This window comes from Microbacterium sp. GXF0217 (assembly GCF_054798195.1).
Map to the genome: position 1 here is coordinate 345,160 of NZ_JBSJZG010000002.1, position 17,839 is coordinate 362,998.

Annotated in this window: 12 protein-coding genes; 4 read left to right on the top strand and 8 right to left on the bottom strand. The window is 69.6% G+C overall.

The genetic code is table 11. From position 1 onward, the window contains the following. Positions 1-51: 51 nt before the first annotated feature. Entirely contained in the window at positions 52-717 is a 666-nt protein-coding gene (locus tag ACWAT3_RS04965; RefSeq protein WP_460796371.1) for a type 1 glutamine amidotransferase domain-containing protein, read from the bottom strand. A gap of 103 nt (positions 718-820) precedes the next feature. On the opposite strand from ACWAT3_RS04965, the gene ACWAT3_RS04970 reads away from it, so the two are divergent. Beyond that, a complete protein-coding gene (locus ACWAT3_RS04970) occupies positions 821-1,732 on the top strand; it encodes a LysR family transcriptional regulator (protein ID WP_460796373.1) in 912 nt (303 codons plus the stop codon). A 1-nt stretch (position 1,733) separates the two neighbouring features. On the opposite strand, the gene ACWAT3_RS04975 is transcribed toward ACWAT3_RS04970, so the two are convergent. The 7 genes from ACWAT3_RS04975 to ACWAT3_RS05005 all read right to left on the bottom strand — a co-directional run bounded on the left by ACWAT3_RS04975 (position 1,734) and on the right by ACWAT3_RS05005 (position 8,051). Next, positions 1,734-2,306 carry an antibiotic biosynthesis monooxygenase gene (locus ACWAT3_RS04975; RefSeq protein ID WP_460796374.1) on the bottom strand — a complete coding sequence of 191 codons (573 nt, stop codon included), beginning with the start codon at positions 2,304-2,306 and terminating at the stop codon, positions 1,734-1,736. Between the two features lie 89 nt (positions 2,307-2,395). After that, the gene (locus tag ACWAT3_RS04980; RefSeq protein WP_460796375.1) at positions 2,396-3,190 is read right to left on the bottom strand and encodes an ABC transporter ATP-binding protein; all 795 of its coding nucleotides are present in this window, start codon (positions 3,188-3,190) and stop codon (positions 2,396-2,398) included. Further along, positions 3,187-4,275 (bottom strand): FecCD family ABC transporter permease, encoded by a 1,089-nt coding sequence (locus ACWAT3_RS04985; protein WP_460796377.1) that lies wholly within the window; start codon positions 4,273-4,275, stop codon positions 3,187-3,189. Before ACWAT3_RS04985 ends, ACWAT3_RS04980 begins: the two co-directional genes overlap by 4 nt. Beyond that, positions 4,272-5,300, bottom strand: a complete 1,029-nt coding sequence (locus ACWAT3_RS04990) for an iron chelate uptake ABC transporter family permease subunit (protein ID WP_460796379.1) — start codon at positions 5,298-5,300, stop codon at positions 4,272-4,274. Before ACWAT3_RS04990 ends, ACWAT3_RS04985 begins: the two co-directional genes overlap by 4 nt. Positions 5,301-5,310: 10 nt before the next feature. After that, positions 5,311-6,201 (bottom strand): siderophore-interacting protein, encoded by an 891-nt coding sequence (locus tag ACWAT3_RS04995; protein WP_460796380.1) that lies wholly within the window; start codon positions 6,199-6,201, stop codon positions 5,311-5,313. After that, positions 6,198-7,160 carry an ABC transporter substrate-binding protein gene (locus ACWAT3_RS05000; protein WP_460796382.1) on the bottom strand — a complete coding sequence of 321 codons (963 nt, stop codon included), beginning with the start codon at positions 7,158-7,160 and terminating at the stop codon, positions 6,198-6,200. Before ACWAT3_RS05000 ends, ACWAT3_RS04995 begins: the two co-directional genes overlap by 4 nt. 102 nt (positions 7,161-7,262) lie before the next feature. Further along, positions 7,263-8,051, bottom strand: coding sequence for a helix-turn-helix domain-containing protein (locus ACWAT3_RS05005; protein ID WP_460796383.1), 789 nt, complete (start codon positions 8,049-8,051; stop codon positions 7,263-7,265). A 57-nt stretch (positions 8,052-8,108) separates the two neighbouring features. Between ACWAT3_RS05005 and ACWAT3_RS05010 the strand changes: the two genes are divergently transcribed. The 3 genes from ACWAT3_RS05010 (at position 8,109) to pulA (ending at position 17,818) form a co-directional block, all read left to right on the top strand. Then, positions 8,109-9,686, top strand: coding sequence for an ABC transporter transmembrane domain-containing protein (locus tag ACWAT3_RS05010; RefSeq protein ID WP_460796385.1), 1,578 nt, complete (start codon positions 8,109-8,111; stop codon positions 9,684-9,686). Beyond that, a complete protein-coding gene (locus ACWAT3_RS05015; RefSeq protein ID WP_460796387.1) occupies positions 9,683-11,404 on the top strand; it encodes an ABC transporter ATP-binding protein in 1,722 nt (573 codons plus the stop codon). Before ACWAT3_RS05010 ends, ACWAT3_RS05015 begins: the two co-directional genes overlap by 4 nt. A 402-nt stretch (positions 11,405-11,806) precedes the next feature. Further along, positions 11,807-17,818 carry a pullulanase-type alpha-1,6-glucosidase gene (gene pulA, locus ACWAT3_RS05020; RefSeq protein ID WP_460796388.1) on the top strand — a complete coding sequence of 2,004 codons (6,012 nt, stop codon included), beginning with the start codon at positions 11,807-11,809 and terminating at the stop codon, positions 17,816-17,818. Positions 17,819-17,839: the final 21 nt, after the last annotated feature.

Consider the following 17,839-nt stretch of genomic DNA (forward strand, 5'->3'; position numbering starts at 1 on the left):
ATGACGAGGGGGGATGCCGCGGCATCCACCCCCCTGCTCGGTCCGAAGGCCTCAGGCCAGCGCGTCCATCAGCGCGCGGGCGGCCGACGCCGACGACTGCGGGTTCTGGCCGGTGATGATCCCGCCGTCGACGACGACATGATCGCTCCACGGCGCTGCCGTGGCCACGTTCGCCCCCTGCGCGCGCAGCGCGGACTCCAGCAGGAACGGCGCGTGATCGGCGAGACCGCCCAGGCGCTCCTCTTCATCGGTGAACGCGGTGATGCTGCGCCCAGCCACGAGCGGCGTTCCGTCGGCGGTGCGCGCCGGCAGCAGAGCGGCGAGTCCGTGGCAGACCGCGGCCAGCGGGCGACCTGCCTCGACGGTGGCGGCGATCAGGGCACCCGAGGCCGAATCGCTCGCGAGATCCTGCATCGGGCCATGTCCTCCGGGGTAGTACACCGCGTCGAACTCCGCGGCATCGACGTCGGCGAGGACGAGGGGCGCGTGCAGTCCGGGCACCGCGGCGATGGCCTCGGCATCCCCGTCCTGCAGGCTGCCGGCGTCGACGGCCGGAGCGACGCCGCCGGGTGTCGCGAACGCGACCTGATGGCCAGCCTCGGTGAGCAGGCGGTACGGGGTGAGCAGTTCCTCGGCCCAGTAGCCGGTCGGGTGCTCGGTGCCGTCCGTGAGCGTCCAGGTGCGGGCGCCGGTGACGACGAAGAGGATGTTCGACATGCGTTCTCCTAGGTTCGAGCGGCATTCCGAGAGCGGATGCCGCGGGCGGGCGATACTCGGACCAACCACGGCTCCGGCCGTCTGATTCCGATACATTTTCGATATGAGCGATCGGAATTCCGATGGACTGGCCGACCTGAGCCTGTGGCGCAGCTTTCTCGCCGTGCACCGGTCCGGATCGGTGTCGGCGGCGGCGAGGACCCTCGGCGTCGCCCAGTCGACGATCACCGCGCATCTGCAGGCGCTCGAGCACACGGCGGGCGAGGTGCTGTTCACCCGAACCGCCAGGGGAATGCTCCCGACCAGCAGCGGCGACCAGTGGGCGGTGCGGCTGTCCGAGCCCTTCGCGCGTCTCGCCGATGCCCTGGGCGGTGCAGGCCGTGGCGCGGTGGCGCACAGCATCCGGATCGGAGCGGCCGCAGAGTTCGCCGCCGCTGTCGTGATGCCGGCGCTGGCGTCGGCGATCGCGGCAGGGCTTCAGGTCCACGTCACCACCGGGCTCGCGGACGACCTGCTCGATGACGCCAGAACGGGACGTGTGGATCTCGTCGTCTCCTCTGTCCGTCCGCGCGGACGCTCGCTCGCCGCTGCCGGACTCATCGACGAGGAGTTCGTCCTCGTGGCGTCGCCGCATCTCGGCATCGACCCGGCCGAGGTGGCGGAGAACGGACCCGCGGCGCTGTCGCGCTCGCCGCTGCTCGCGTACGCGCACGACGTGCCGATCCTGCGCCGGTACTGGCGCCACGTCTTCGGCCTGCGCCTGGAACGCGAGCCCGCGCTCGTCGCCCCTGACCTGCGCGCCCTCGCCGCCGCCGCCGTGGCCGGTGCCGGCGTGACCGTGCTGCCGACCTATCTCATCCGTTCCGAACTGGCCGACGGCAGGCTCCGGATGCTGGTGGACACCGATGACCCTCCCATCAACACGCTGTTCCTCGTCCGGCGTCCTGGTGCGCCGGCCGAGGCATCCCGGATCGTCGAGGACGCCCTGCGGCAGGCGGTCGCCGAATCGCGCTGATTCAGCGGGAGAGCCAGCCGCGCAGCATCCGCGTCACCCAGGGCAGCACCCAGTACGTCATGACCGGAGTCAGGACGAGCGTCGTCACGAGCACCCGCAGCCAGATCGGGAGCTCCCCGAACCCGGGCACCGGCGTCATGAGGTACGTGAAGAGCAGGTTCACCGGGAAGAAGCCGAGCCAGATCGTGACGGCCTGCTTCCAGCGCGCGGGAGCCTGAACGTCGGGCTGCGCATCGGCAGGAATCGGCACGGCTCCGGTCGCCGGTTCGTCGAACCAGCCCTCGATGCCGGTGCGCCGCTTGGAGCGTTCGCTGAGCACGAGCCCCTGACCAGTCGCGTGCCACCGGGCGCGCTCTGCGGAGTTCTCCCACGCCTCCAGCGTCTCGGTGGTCGCGAAGCGGTACAGCATGTACCAGACGTGCGAGCTCTCACCGGCGCGGATCCACCCGGATCCGAGGAAGCCCGGATGCTGGTTGGCGAGATTCACCCCGGTCTGCACCCAGGCGGTCGCCTCAGAGATGTGGGCGGGGTCGACCTCGCGGCGGATGGAAACGGTGATGGGTTCGCTGGACATGGTGGGTCCTCGGGAGTCTCGGGTGCTTGTGGCGCATACGAGTGTATGCCGAGGTGGCGCCCAGGCGGCTCGTGGCCTGTGCTGCGGGGTCAGCGCGGCACGACGAGCGGCGTACCGGTGTGCGGATCGGGTATCACCGAGCACGCCAGGCCGAAGACCTCCTCGACGCGCTCGGCCGTGACCACGTCATCGGGGGTCCCGTGCGCGACGACCGCGCCGTCGCGCATCATGATGATGTTGTCCGCGAAACGTGCGGCCTGGTTCAGGTCGTGAAGGACGGCGACCACCGTGCGTCCCTCCGCGTGGAGGCGGTGGAAGAGTCGGAGCAGATCGTACTGGTGCGCGATGTCGAGGAACGTGGTGGGTTCGTCCAGCAGCATGGTCGGCGCGTCCTGAGCGAGCAGCATCGCGACCCAGACGCGCTGCCGCTGCCCGCCGGACAGCTCGTCCACGAGGCGGCCGGCGACTTCGGTCGTCCCCGTCGCAGCCAGGGCGGCGGCCACCGCTGCCTGGTCGTCGCGCGACCACTGCCGCAGGATCGTCTGATGCGGATGCCGTCCGCGGGCGACGAGGTCGGAGACGCGGATGCCGTCAGGGGCGATCGATGACTGCGGCAGCATGCCCAGCGTCCGGGCGATCTGCTTGGTCGGCAGCTTCGCGATCGCGATGCCGTCGAGCAGGACCTCGCCCGCGCTCGGGCGGATCAGCCGGGCGAGTGCACGCAGCAGGGTGGACTTGCCGCAGGCATTGGGACCGACGATCACGGTGAAGGATCCGGCAGGGATCTCGACGTCGAGGTGCTCGGAGACGATGCGACCGTCGTAGCCGATGGTGGCGTCGTGCGCGTGCAGGCGCGGGGCGGTGGCGATGGTCGGGGTGGTCAACGTCTTCTCGCTTCGTGGATGAGCAGCCAGGTCAGATAGATCCCGCCGAGGCACACCGTGACGATCCCGACGGGAAGCTGGGTCGGGGCGAACAGCCGCTGGGCGAGCAGATCGCTCGAGACGAGCAGCAGGGCGCCGACGGCGGCCGACCCCGTCAGCGTCACGCTCGCCGACCCGGTGAGTCGGCGGGCGATCTGCGGAGCAGCCAGCGCGATGAAGGCGATCGGACCCGCCATCGCTGTGACGACGGCGGTCAGGCCGACGCCGACGACGATGAGGGCGATGCGCAACGGGCCGGTGCGGATGCCGAGCGCAGCCGAGGCGTCGTCGCCGAGCTCGAGCATGTGCATGCGGTCCGCGAGCGCCGCTGCCGCGACGGCGAGCGGCACGATGAAACAGGCGGCGACGCCGACCTGCTCTGCGGTGATGAGGTTCAGGGAGCCCGCCCCCCACGCGCTGGCGAGGAGCGCGATGTTGAGATCCGCATTGAGGATGATCCAGGAGTTCAGCGATGCCAGCATCGACGCGACGCCGATGCCGACGATGATGAGCCGGAAGCCGTGGAACCCGCGTCGGAAGGCGAGCAGATAGACGACGAGTGCGGTCGCGATCCCGCCGGTGATCGCGGCGAGCGCGGTGGTCGCGGTGCTGACGCCGATCGTGGTGATCACGAGCAGGGCACCGGTGTAGGCGCCGGCATCGAAGCCGATCACATCCGGGCTGCCCAGAGGATTCCGGGTCAGCGATTGGAAGATCGCTCCGCCCACCCCGAGTGCGATCCCGAACAGGATCCCGGCCGCGATCCGAGGCATCCGCCATTCCAGGATCACGAGCTCCGCGCGGGGATCGCCGAACCCGAACAGCGTCGCGATCACCTCGGAGACCGAGAAGGGTGAATCGCCCACCCCGAGGGCGACGATCCCGACCGCGATCGCGGCGACGAGCACGCCGACCGAGACGATCGACGCCCGCACGCCGATGCGCCGCGAGAAGAGAGCGGTCCGCGGTGAGACGATGCGGCGCCCTGCCGCCACAGGCGGAACATCGGCCGATGTGTCCACGGGGCCGGTGAGGGATGCCGTCATAGCCCGCTCACCCCGCGGCGTCGCACGAGCGCGATCAGCACCGGCGCCCCGATCACGGCGGTGACGATCGAGACCGGCAGCTCGCCGGTCGGAAGCACCAGGCGGCCGACGATGTCCGCGCTGAGCAGCAGCAGCGGGGCGGCGAAGAGAGTGCCGAGGAGGATCCAGCCCTGGTGCGGCCCGACGAACCAGCGCACGGCGTGCGGCACCATGAGCCCGACGAACGCGATGGGCCCGGCGGCGGCCGTCGCCGCACCGCAGAGCAGCGTCACCGCGACGATCGACAGCACCCGCGTCAGGACGACCCGCGAACCGAGCGCCGTTGCGAGGTCGTCGCCGAGGGCGAGCGCATTCAACGCTGAGGCGAGGGCGAAGGCGAGGACGAGCCCGAGGGCGATGAAGGGCAGCACGCTGTACACATCGGGTGTCAGGGACCCGAGTGAGCCGGCATTCCAGGTCCGCATCGAATCGAAGGCCTTCGGATTGAGCAGTCCGATCGCAGCGACGACCCCGCCCATCACGGCGCCGAGGGCGACGCCGGACAGGGTCATCCGCATCGGGTCGGGGGCGCTGCGGCCCGCGGTGCCGATCAGGTAGACCAGCACGGTCGCCGTGATGGCGCCGGCGAAAGAGAACCAGATGTAGCCGCTCGCCGCCTGCAGGCCGAAGAACGCGACCCCGATCGCGACGCCGAGCCCGGCGCCGGCGTTGACGCCGAGGATGCCGGGGTCGGCCAGCGGGTTGCGGGTGAAGCCCTGGATGAGCGCGCCGGCGATCCCGAGCGCTGCGCCGACGGCGATCCCGATGACCGTGCGCGGGATGCGCATGCCGCGCACGATCGTGCCGGGGTCGCCGACGCCGGAGATGAGCCCGGCCCACACCTCGGGCAGTGACAGCCGCTGGGAGCCGAACGCGAGGCTGGCGATGCACGCGAGCACGAGGGCGCAGGCGAGGATGAGCACCACCAGGCCTCGGCGTGCGGCCGAGACCTGGGAGGTGTGCTCCTCGGTGAGGACGCTGGTCATGAGAGGGCGATCACAGGCCGAGCTTCTCCAACTCGGCTTCGTACTCGTCCTCGATCTCCTCCTCGGAGCGGCTCTCGTCGTTCCACATCGCCGTCAGGCGACTCAGGACCGCGTCATCGAGACTGTTGTACTTCTCCCGCCATTCCTCGGCGTTCGCGGTCCAGTAGCCGATCACCTTGTACGCGGTCGAGGGGAGCTTCAGCTCGTGGCGCAGGTACCTGCGCACGCCACGGGTCGCCTTGGTCTCTCCGGCCACCCAGACGTAGCCGGGCCCGGTCGGCAGCTCGGAGGCGCGCAGGATCTCCTCGATGCGGGTGGGGCCGTGGCCGTTGCCGCCGTGCACCCAGTGCAGCTCGACTCCGGGGGCGACGACGATGTCCAGCTCGTCGTCCTCGGATGCGACCTCCACCACCACGCGGGTGCGGATGCCCACCGGTGCGGTCTCGGCCAGCCGCGCGGCAGCGGGGAGGCCCGTGGCATCCGCGATCAGCAGCTGCCACTCGATCCCCTCCTCCGGGGCATACAGCCCCTTCGGAGTGTTCACGCCGATCACGTCACCCGGTTGGGCGCGGAGCGCCCAGGCTGCGGCGATGCCGCCGTCGTGCACGACGAAGTCGATCGTGAGCTCCTGCGCGGCCTCGTCCCACGCGCGCACCGTGTAGGTGCGCATCGGCGCGGGGTCGACGCCTTCCGGGAAGTCCCAGTAGCCGTCATCCGTCGGGAACGGGAGATTCGGCTCGGACTGCCCGTCCTGCGGGAAGAAGACTCGGAAGTACTCGTCCCCGACACCGGTGGTGACGAAGCCGTCGAGCCCCTCGCCGCCGAAGACGACGCGGACCATGCCGGGGCTCAGGCGCTCGACGCGGCGGGCGATGATGCGATGCACGAGGTTGACGGTCATCCGAGCAGCGCCTCCTCGACGATGGTCAGGAACGCATCCTGGCCGCTGGGCGAGCCATACAGCATCTCGTAGTTGTACGGGTAGTACTCGCCGCTCTGGATGAACGACAGGTTCTGCCACAGCTCGTTCTGCTGCAGCGCTTCGTCGTCCTCGACCCACAGCACGCCGTCCTCGTCGGCGCCGGAGAACACGACGTCGATCCCGTCGAGCTGCCCGACCTGCTCAGGGCTGAGCTGCGCGTACTCATCGCTGGCGGGCAGCCCCTCCTCCGTCGCGTTCATGAGCGGCGACATCTCGAGCCCCAGATCGGCGAAGACCAGGCACGGCACGCCGTAGCACGACGTGGTCACCTGGCCCTCGTAGTAGCCGATGTCGGCGACGACCGGGTGCACGTCCGCCGCCTCCAGGCGATCGCGGATGTCGGCGACGCGGGCCTCGTACTGGTCGACCCAGGCCTGCCACTGGTCCTCGCGGCCGAGGTCGACCGCCATCTGTCCGGCGACGTCGCGCCAATCGCCTCCGTCGAAGGCGTTGTAGGTGTAGGTCGGTGCGATCTTCTGCAGCTGAGCGTCGAGGTCCTTCTCGTAGCCGAGTCCGTTGAGGATGAAGTCGGGTCCTGCTTCGAGGACCGCTTCGAGGTTGAACTCGGGGAAATTGCCGAACGTGTCGAGCCCGGCGAGCTCCTCCTGCGGGAAGAAGTCGGGGAACGCGGTGAAGTCGTCGCGGATCGGCTGCGACCCGGCGAGATCGTACCCGAGCGTGATGAGCAGATCGACGTCCGTCGTGTAGAAGCCGAGTGCGGCCGTCGGCTCGAGAGGCATCTCGATCTCCGCTCCGGCGGGTGTGGTCAAGGCGATGGTCTCGTCGGTGCCGGAGCCGGCGGCGGTGGAGCCGGCGCAGGCGGTCAGCAGGAGGCCGGTCGCGACGAGCGCGACGAAGGGGAGGTGCTTGGAGCGCATGGGTGTCTTTCGGGAGGAATCGGGAAGCCGCAACTCAAGTAAGGGTTGGCTAACCAATTGTGCAACGCCCCTGTGTCGCGCATCGGACAGGGCGTGTCGTCCTCAGGCCGACTTCCGGGCGGCTTCGCTGCGCGCGGACGCGAATTCACCCGGTGTGCGTCCGAGTTCGCGGCGGAACGCCTGCACGAACGCGCTCGGGGTCGCGTACCCGGAGCGCCGGCTGACGGCTGCCACCGTGTGGTCGGCGGCGAGCCATTCGATCGCTCTGCGCATACGCGCGCGGGTGCGCCAGGTCGAGAAGCTCATGCCGGTCTCCGCCGCGAAGAGGCGGGACAGATTCCGGGGGCTCGCACCGACGCGACGCCCCCAGTCCTCGATGGATCGGTTGTCCGCGGGATTCGACAGCAGCGATTCCGCGACGACGCGCGTCCGCGCATCCAGAGGGAGGGGCAGGTCGATCGTGCTGATCTCGACCGGCTCAAGCAGGCCGAGGATGAGCTCCTCCGCATGCGCGCGCGGACCGGACGCGAGGTAGGGCGGCGACTCCAGGCGGTCGAGGAGGGCCCGGACGACCTCCGGCATCGCGACCGCCGTCGTCGACGCGGAGATGGACGGTGCATCGGCATCGACGTATGTGCAGCGGAACCGGGTGCCGGCGGCAGCGGCGACCCGGTGGGCGGTGCCGGCCGGGATCCACAGGCCGAGCGTGCCGGGGATCGCGAAGTATCCGTCGTCGGTCTCTGCGGTCAGCGCGCCCTGGGTTCCCCACAGCAGCTCATGCTGATCCGGATGGACGTGGGACTCCCACTCGGCCGAGTCGTGGAGCTCGAAGCCGTTCGTCCCGATCCGCCAGCGTTCCGCCGCCTCCTCGGTCTGTCCGCTCTGCGACATCACTCGTCCGCCTATCGTCTTGCGGTCATGGGTAAGGCGACCCTAAGCTACCACGACGTGCCCCTTCTTGCCTCGCCCTGGATCCGCGGACGTCGCGGACGTCTGATCAGGGCTTCAGTCGGCTTCTCGCTCCACCAGACGTGCGAGGCTGCGGTCCCGATCATGGTCGGCGTCATCATCGACATCGCGATCGCCGAGTCGGATCCGATCGGACTCCTCCTCGGCATCGGAGCGCTGTTCGGCGTGTTCCTGCTGCTTCTGCTGTCCTGGCGCACGGGGGAGCTCGCGGCCATCACCCTGTATGCCGAGATGGACTATTCGGTGCGGCGCGATCTCCTCGCGCGTGTGCTCGACCCCATCGGACATGCGCGCAGACGCGGCGGCGAGTCGCTGTCGACGCTCACGAGCGACGTCGCGGAGACGGCCTCCATCGCCTGGATCCTCGGTCGAGGCATCGCGTTCGCCGTGGCGATCGGGGTGGCAGCGGCCGGGCTCCTGTGGGTCTCGATTCCGTTGGGAATCGCGGTGCTGGTCGTCACGCCGGTGCTGGTGGTGGTCGTTCACCTCGTCACGGGGCCGCTCGAGCGACGCACCGGGGCCGAGCAGGCCGCGCTCGCGGACTCCACAGCGATCGCGTCGGATCTGCTGGCCGGACTGCGCACGGTGAAGGGGCTCGGCGCCGAGGCGGAGGCGACCAGGCGATTCCGAAAGGCCAACGCTGCCACTCTGAGCGCCGCACTGCGCACGGCGACCGCCGAGGGTGCGTTCGCCGGTGCGACGGCGCTGCTTTCCGGGATCTTCCTCGTGGCACTGGCATGGATGTCCTCGCAGGCGGTGCTGGACGGCGTGATCAGTGTGGGGCAGATGGTGACGGTGGTGGGCCTGGCGCAGTTCCTGCAGTGGCCGATGGCTTCGCTCGCCTTCGTCGGCGCGGACGTCGCGAAGGTCCGCGCATCGCGCCGTCGCATCCATGAGCTCGCCGCGGTCTCGGGAGCACATGCGGTGCCGAACCCCGCCGTACCGGCTCCGCGCGGTCGAGTCGAGGTGGGCGGCTTCTGGCTCGATGACGGCGACGGGCCCGTCGCGATCGAGCCGGGCGAGCTCGTCGGCATCCGCGCAGATGAACCGGATGCGATCGCACTGAGCGCGCTCTTCGCCGGAGAGGCGGCGCTCGAGCACGGCGACGTCCTCATCGACGGGGACGCGCTTCGACGCCCGCCGGAGCCGGGGGCGGCCAGAGTGGTGTCCGCGCCGCACGAAGCGACGCTGCTCACCGGAACCGTTGCGGACAACATCGGCACGCGCGACGACGACGCGCTCGCCGATGCCGCCGCACTCGGCGACGTCCTGGCAGTCGGAGGATGGGATCGCCGGGTGGGGGAACGCGGCACGCTGCTCTCGGGCGGCCAGCGTCAGCGGGTGGCGCTCGCCCGCGCCCTGGCCTCGGACGCGCGGGTGCTCGTGCTCCGAGAGCCCACGACTGCAGTGGATGCCGTCACGGAGGCGCGCATCGCCTCCGGCATCCGCTCCTATCGGAAGGGGCGCACCACGATCCTGATCACGCACAGCCCGACGCTGCTCGCCGCCTGCGATCGTTCCCTCACGATCGCCGATCGTCGAGGAGTGCGCGCGTGAGCCTGCCGCTTCCCGTGGCCGAAGGCCGCCGCACCCGGCGCGTCCTCGGCGGATTGATCCGCGCGCACGCGCGGGGGTTCTTCCTCGCCGTGCTGGCCCTCGCCCTCGCGGCGGGGGCTGGCGTCGCCAGTCCGCTCCTGCTCGGCGCCGCCATCGACGCGGTCGCCGTCGCGGATGTCGACGCCCTGCGGATCGTGCTCCTCGGTCTGCTGACGATCGTCGTCATCCAGGCGGGCATGGCGCTCTGGTCGCGGATCGCGGTCGCCCGCGTCGGCGAGCGGATGCTGGCGGATCTGCGCGATCGTCTGGTCTTCCACGTGCTGCGCCTCCCGGAGCGCCGAGTCGAGGCCGCCGGACGCGGCGAGGTGGTCTCTCGCGTCTCCGGCGACGTGGCCGTGGTCGGCGAGACCGTCTCGTCGGTGGTGCCGAACGCCGCATCCGCGGGCTTCTCGATCGTGGCGTCGGCGATCGGGCTCGGGGCGATCGATCCGAGGCTGACCCTCGCCGCCTGCCTCGCCGTGCCGATCCAATGGGTCGCGCTGCGTCATCATCTCCGACGCTCCATGCCGGTCTACCGGGCGTCCAGAGCGGCGGCCGGCGAGCGGTCGCAGCGCATGCTGGAGGGCATCGACGCGCAGGCGACCGTCTCCGCGTTCGGACTCACCCAGCAGGTCGAGGAGCGCGTCGACGAATCCGCCAGGGAGGCCGCGGATCTGACGGTTCGCGCCGCCCGTCTGGGGGTGCGCTTCTGGGGCAGGCTCAACCTCGCCGAACTCGTCGGGCTCGCCGCGCTGCTCATCGCCGGATTCTTCCTGGTCGGGGAGGGGGCCATCACCCTGGGCGCGGCGACGGCGGGGGCGCTGATGTTCCTGAACCTCTTCGGTCCGATCGGAACCGTGCTGGCGGGATTCGACGACCTGCAGCGGGCATCGGCGAGTCTGGCGCGGCTGGTCGGGGTGCTCGACGAGCCCGTCGAGACACCACGAGCCGATGAGGTCGACGCCGGCGGCGTGCTTCGCTCCGATGTCGGGGTCGTCATCGAGGGCATCCGGCATGCCTACGTCGGCGCACCGGTTCTCGTTGGTGTGGATCTGCGCATCCGTCCCCGAGAGCATGTCGCGATCGTCGGTGCCACCGGCGCAGGGAAGTCGACCCTCGCGGCGATCGTGTGCGGCCGATTGGATGCGCAAGCCGGAACAGTGCGCTTCACGGGCGACGCACAGCCGAGGATCGCGCTGGTGGCTCAGGAGAATCACGTGTTCGCCGGTCCGCTCGCCGATGATCTCCGGCTCGCCGCCCCGGTCGCGGGCGACGAGGATCTCGAGGCCGCGCTCGCAGTGGTGGGGGCGAGCGCCTGGGTGTCTCGCCTGCCGGACGGTCTCGGCACCGTGATCGGCGCCGGAGGCGTGATCCTCACCGACGTGCAGCGGCAGCAGCTGGCGCTGGCTCGCGTGCAATTGCGCGACCCGCAGGTGCTGGTGCTGGACGAAGCGGCCTCCGAAGCGGGCAGCGCCGACGGCGACGTGCTCGATCGCGCAGCTCTTCGTCTCGCCGAGGGGCGCACGACGATCACGATCGCGCACCGGCTCGAGCAGGCCGATCGTGCCGACCGCGTGATCGTGATGGATGCGGGGCGGATCGTCGAGGCGGGCGCTCCCGCTGAACTCCGCGATGCCGGCGGCGAGTACGCGCGGCTCTGGGCCGTGAGCGGGCACTGACCGATCGGTTCACGTCGCGCGGCGCCGATACGCGTCGCGCAGGAGGAAGAAAGGAGACCCCCGCCGACCCGATTCGGCGGGGGTCTCGCGCGGTATGGAAACCGCGAGAGGGAGCAGAGCTCACCGTGGCGCGGAAAGTTTCGTGACTACCCGTTCCGGTCTGATTCTTCCGCGCAAGAGCAGTTGTAATCGTCCGAAGTGTCCGGCAGGTGAACGCCGATCGAACTTCGCCTCGGCGCTCTGGAAGCGCTTGCGATATCGACCTTCGAGCGGGAGGGAACTCGACTAATCGCAAGGGATACTGCCTGGAAGCGCTTGCAGACTTTCCTGCCCGAGTGCTAGCTTCGGGGCACAGCAAGCACCCGAGCACGTCGTCGTGCCCTCCCTCCTCAGGAGATCTCCGTGTCGAAGAAGACCGTTCACCGCCGCACCGCTCTGCTCACCGCCGTTGCCCTCGCCGCCACCGGCATCGGCGCCGCCGGCGCAGTCGCCCCGGCATCCGCTGCCGACCGGACCGTCGCCCTGGTGGGAGACCTGCAGTCCGAACTCGGCTGCGCCGCCGACTGGGCCCCCGACTGCTCCGAAACCGAGCTCGCGCCCACCGGCGCCGACGGGATCTACAGCGCCGAGTTCGAGGTGCCCGCGGGAACCTACGAGTACAAGGTCGCCCTCGACGACGCCTGGGATGAGGCGTACGGTCTGGACGGCAGCGGAGACAACATCCCGCTCACGATCGACGGCCCATCGACGCTGCGCTTCACGTTCGACGACGCGCTCAAGCGGGTAGGACTCGAGGTCGTCGACCTCCGCGCCGAATACACGACCGACGACGACGCGCTCATCGCCGCCCCCGTGCGCCAGCCGGGCGATGGCGAGCAGTTCTACTTCGTGATGACCGACCGCTTCGCGAACGGCGACCCGTCGAACGACACCGGCGGGCTCGAGGGCGATTCGCTCACGACCGGCTTCGATCCCACGAACAAGGGCTTCTATCAGGGCGGTGACATCGCGGGGCTCCACGAGAACCTCGACTACATCGAAGGCCTCGGCACCACCGCGATCTGGCTCACCCCGAGCTTCGCCAACAAGCCGGTCCAGGGCGAAGGCGCGAACGCCAGCGCCGGCTACCACGGCTACTGGATCACCGACTTCACCCGCATCGATCCGCACCTCGGTACCAACGCCGAGCTCGAGGCTCTCATCGCCGATGCCCACGACCGCGGCATCAAGGTGTACTTCGACATCATCACCAACCACACGGCCGACGTCATCGACTACGCCGAGAAGACCTACGACTACGTCGACATGGCGACCAGCCCGTACACGGATGCCGCGGGCACCGCCTTCGATCCCGCCGATGTCGCAGGGAGCGCTGATTTCCCGGAGCTCGACCCCGCCACGAGCTTCCCGTACACCCCCGTGGTCACCGATGCCGAAGCCAAGGTTCCCGCATGGCTCAACGACCCGACACTGTACCACAACCGCGGCAACTCGACCTGGGCGGGGGAGTCCGTCACGTACGGCGACTTCGACGGTCTCGACGACCTGATGACCGAGCACCCCACGGTGGTGAACGGCTTCGTCGAGGTCTACCAGGACTGGATCGACCTCGGCATCGACGGATTCCGCATCGACACGGTCAAGCACGTCGACTTCGGGTTCTGGGAGCAGTGGTCCCAGGAGGTCCTCGATTACGCGCACGCCCAGGGCGACGACGACTTCTTCATGTTCGGCGAGGTGTACGACGCCGACCCGGTGAAGCTGTCGCCGTACGTGCGCAAGACCGACATGAACTCGGTGCTGGACTTCACTTTCCAGTCGTCCGCGGTGAGCTTCGCGGCGGGCAACTCAGCCAAGGGGCTGCAGTCGCTGTTCGCCGGCGACGACTACTACACGACCGCCGACTCCTCGTCGACGGCGCTGCCGACGTTCCTCGGCAATCACGACATGGGCCGGGTCGGGTCGTTCCTCGACAACCTGGACGCACCGCTGGAGCGCGATGAGCTCGCGCACGAGCTGATGTTCCTGACCCGTGGCCAGCCGGTCGTCTACTACGGCGACGAGCAGGGCTTCACCGGTCCCGGCGGCGACAAGGACGCCCGCCAGACGCTGTTCGCGACGCAGGTCGACGAGTACGCGGACCAGAATCTCATCACGGGCGAGCAGGCCGGATCCGTCGACCGGTACGCCATCGACGCTCCGCTGTACGCGCACATCGCGGAGCTCTCGACGCTGCGCTCATCGCACCCCGCCCTGTCGACCGGGGCGCAGGTCGAGCGCTACGCGGCATCCGGCCCCGGCGTGTACGCCTTCTCCCGGGTGGATGCCGAGGAGAAGGTCGAGCACCTCGTCGCGGTCAACAACGCGACCTCCGTGCAGACCGTCGACATCACGACGCTGACGGCGGATGCCGGCTTCACCCCGATCCACGGCGAGGCCGCAGCCCTCACTACGGATCAGAGCGCCGCGACGAGCATCACGGTGCCGCCGCTGTCGGCGGTCGTCTGGAAGGCGGATGCCCCGGTCACGGCGCCGGCAGAGGCGGCGCCGATCACCCTCACAGTCCCCGCGGCGGGTGCTGCGATCGACGGTCAGGCGGCCGTGACGGCGGACATCGCCGACCAGTGGGCCCAGACGAGCTTCTCCTGGCGCGTCGCCGGCGCGGACGAATGGCACGCGCTCGGCACGGCGGAGGACACCGACCCCCGCGTCTTCCACGATCTCGGCGACCTGAAGAACGGCACGCTGGTCGAGTACCGTGCGGTGACGACGGATGCCGCAGGGCATCACGCCGCGGCATCCACCTACGCATCCGTCGGCAATGCCGTGACCCTCATGGAAGAGGAGGAGCCGCAGCCGGCGTTCGATTCGGTGACGATCGCCGGGAATCTGAACTCCGAGATGGGCTGCGCGGCCGACTGGGAGCCCGGCTGCGAGAAGGCGAAGCTGGCCCTGCGTGCCGACGGCGTCTGGGCGGCGACCTTCGACCTGCCCGCCGGCGACTACGAGTACAAGGCCGCGATCAACGGCAGCTGGAGTATCAACTTCGGTCAGAACGGAGTTCCCGACGGCTCCAACATCGCGATCACGCACACCGGCGGCGCGATCACGTTCTACTTCGACCCGCGGACGAACATCGTGCAGTCCAGCGCCGAAGGTCCCACGGTCACCCTGGCCGGATCCCTGCAGGACGAACTCGGGTGCGCGGCGGACTGGGCGCCGGACTGCCTCGGCACGCTCATGGCCGACGGCGACCGCGACGGCATCTACGAGTTCTCGTCCGCGGAGCTTCCCACCGGTGCGTATGAGGTGAAGGTCGCGCACGGCCTGAGCTGGGCCGAGAACTACGGCGCCGACGGCGTGCGCGACGGGGCGAACATCTCGTTCAGCGCGAGCGAGGGCAAGGTCACGACCTTCCGATACACGCTCGAGACCCACATGCTCGAGGTGCTCAGCGATGATCCGCCGCTGCCGGGGGCGGGGGAGCTGCGCGCGCACTGGATCGACGAGACCACGATCGCATGGCCTGCGGATCTCGGCTCCACCGACAATGCCGGATATGCACTGCACTCGGCATCCGACGCGTCCCTCGCACTGGCGGACGGTCAGGTCACCGGCGGCGAGGCGATCGCGCTGACGGTCGACGGCACGCTGACCGAGGACCAGACCGCGCGCTTCCCCGCGCTCGCCGGATACCTCGCACTGAAGGTGTCCGACGCGGATGCCGCAGCTCTCGTCCGCACGCAGCTGGCGGTCTCTCAGGCAGGCGTCGATGGAGCCGTCACCGCGTACACGGGGGTGCAGCTGCCCGGGGTGCTGGACGACCTGTACGCGCCCGCACTCGACGAGATCGACCTCGGCACGACTTTCCAGGGCAAGAAGCCGACGTTCCGACTGTGGGCGCCGACGGCGCAGCAGGTGACGCTGCTGACCTGGGACCCTTCGACTGACGCGGCGGGAGATCCCGTCCGTCACGAGGCGACCTGGGACGCAGCATCCGGCGTCTGGCGGGTGAGCGGCGACAAGAAGCTGAAGAACGTCGAGTTCCTGTGGGAGGTCGTCGTCTACGCCCCGAGCACGGGGGCGATCGAGACGAACCTCGTGACCGACCCGTACTCGACGGCGCTGACGCTGAACTCCGAGCGCTCCGTCGCCGTCGATCTCGACGACAAGGACTGGCAGCCGAAGGTCTGGAAGAAGGCGAAGGCGCCCGAGGTCGAACGCGACGTGGATCGCGCGATCTACGAGCTGCACATCCGCGACTTCTCGATCGGCGACGAGACGGTCCCCGCCGAGAAGCGCGGCACCTACCTCGCGTTCGCCGAGGACAGTGCGGGGACGGATCAGCTGCGCGAGCTGGCGGATGCCGGGATCAACACGGTTCACCTCCTGCCGTCCTTCGACATCGCGACGATCGAGGAGGACCGTTCAGCGCAGGCCGCACCGGCGTGCGATCTCGCATCGTTCGCTCCCGACTCCGCCGAGCAGCAGGCGTGCGTCGGTGCTGTCGCCGGGGCGGACGGATTCAACTGGGGCTACGACCCGTTCCACTACTCCGCTCCGGAGGGCTCCTACGCGGTGAACCCGGACGGCGGTGCCCGGGTCGGCGAGTTCCGCACCATGGTCGGTTCGCTCCACGACATGGGGCTCCAGGTCGTGCTGGACGAGGTGTTCAACCACACCGCGGCATCCGGCCAGGCGGACACCTCCGTCCTCGATCAGGTCGTGCCCGGCTACTACCACCGCCTGAACGCGGCCGGCTCCGTGGAGACGAGCACCTGCTGCCAGAACGTGGCGACCGAGCATCTCGCAGCGCAGAAGCTCATGGTCGACTCGATCGTGACGTGGGCGGCGGACTACCGCGTCGACGGGTTCCGCTTCGACCTGATGGGGCACCACTCGAAGGACAACATGCTCGCCGTCCGCGACGCGCTGGACGAGCTGACGCTGGAGGAAGACGGCGTGGACGGTGCCGCCGTCTACCTGTACGGCGAGGGCTGGAACTTCGGCGAGGTCGCGGACAACGCCCTGTTCGAGCAGGCCACCCAGGGCCAGCTCGGAGGGACGGGCATCGGCACGTTCAACGACCGGCTGCGGGATGCCGTGCACGGCGGCAGCCCCGTCGACGGCTCCTCCACCTTCCGCCAGGGCTTCGGCACCGGCCTCGGAACCGACCCGAACGGAGACCCGATCAACGGAACGACCGAGCAGGCGATCGCCGATCTCGGTCACGAGACGGATCTCGTGAAGCTGGGCCTGGCCGGCAACCTGCGCGACTACGCGTTCACGACGAGCGACGGACTCGTGACCGCGGGGTCGGGCATCGACTACCGCGGCGCACCGGCCGGCTACGCCGACGAACCGGGCGAGGTCATCAACTACGTCGACGCGCACGACAACGAGACGCTGTACGACCTGTCGGTGCTGAAGCTGCCGACCGGCACCTCGATGGCGGATCGCGTGCGCATGAACACGCTGTCGCTCGCCACCGTGACTCTGTCGCAGTCGCCCTCGTTCTGGCACGCCGGCACCGAGCTGCTGCGGTCGAAGTCGCTGGATCGCAACAGCTACGACTCCGGCGACTGGTTCAACCGGATCGACTGGACGGGCCAGGAATCGACCTTCGGCTCCGGGCTGCCGCCCGCGGCGGACAACGAGGACAAGTGGTCCCTCCTGGCGCCGCTGCTGGCTGACCCGGCGTTGAAGCCGGCTGCCGCGGACATCGCGTCGGCCGAGGCATCCGCTCTGGATCTGCTCCGCGTCCGCGACGAGGTCGACCTGCTGCAGCTGGGATCGGCGGAGCTGATCGGTGAGAAGCTGACATTCCCGAACAGCGGGACGGATGCCGCCCCCGGCGTGATCGTGATGTTCATCGATGATCTCGTGGGCGATGACGTCGACCCTGCTCTGGACGGTGCCCTGGTCGTGTTCAACGCCTCGCCGGAGGCGGTGACGCAGTCGGTCTCGTCGCTGGCAGGGCGGGACTTCGCCCTGACGCCGGCGCTCGCGAACGGCGCGGATGCCGTCGTCAAGACCACGACCTGGGATGCCGCGACCGGAACCGTCACGGTGCCGGCGCGCTCGGTCGCGGTCCTGGTCGATGAGCAGCCGGAGCCCGTGGACACGAAGATTCGTCTGACGTCGGCGAAGATCACGGCCAAGGCCGGGTCGACCTACACACTCGAGGCGACCGTCACGGCGGCGGACAAGACGGCCCCGGTCGGCACGGTGACGCTGACCGACGGCAGGAAGGTGGTCGCAACGGTGGAGCTGACAGCGGATGCCGCGGGGAAGGTCGTGGTGACCATCCCGAAGATCAGTCGCGGCCTGCACCTGCTCGGTCTGCAGTTCGACGGTGCCGAGCCGTACGAGCCGTCGCGCACGCTGCTTCCGCTGCCGGTGCTCGTCCGCTGACCCGCCGAAACGACAGCGCCC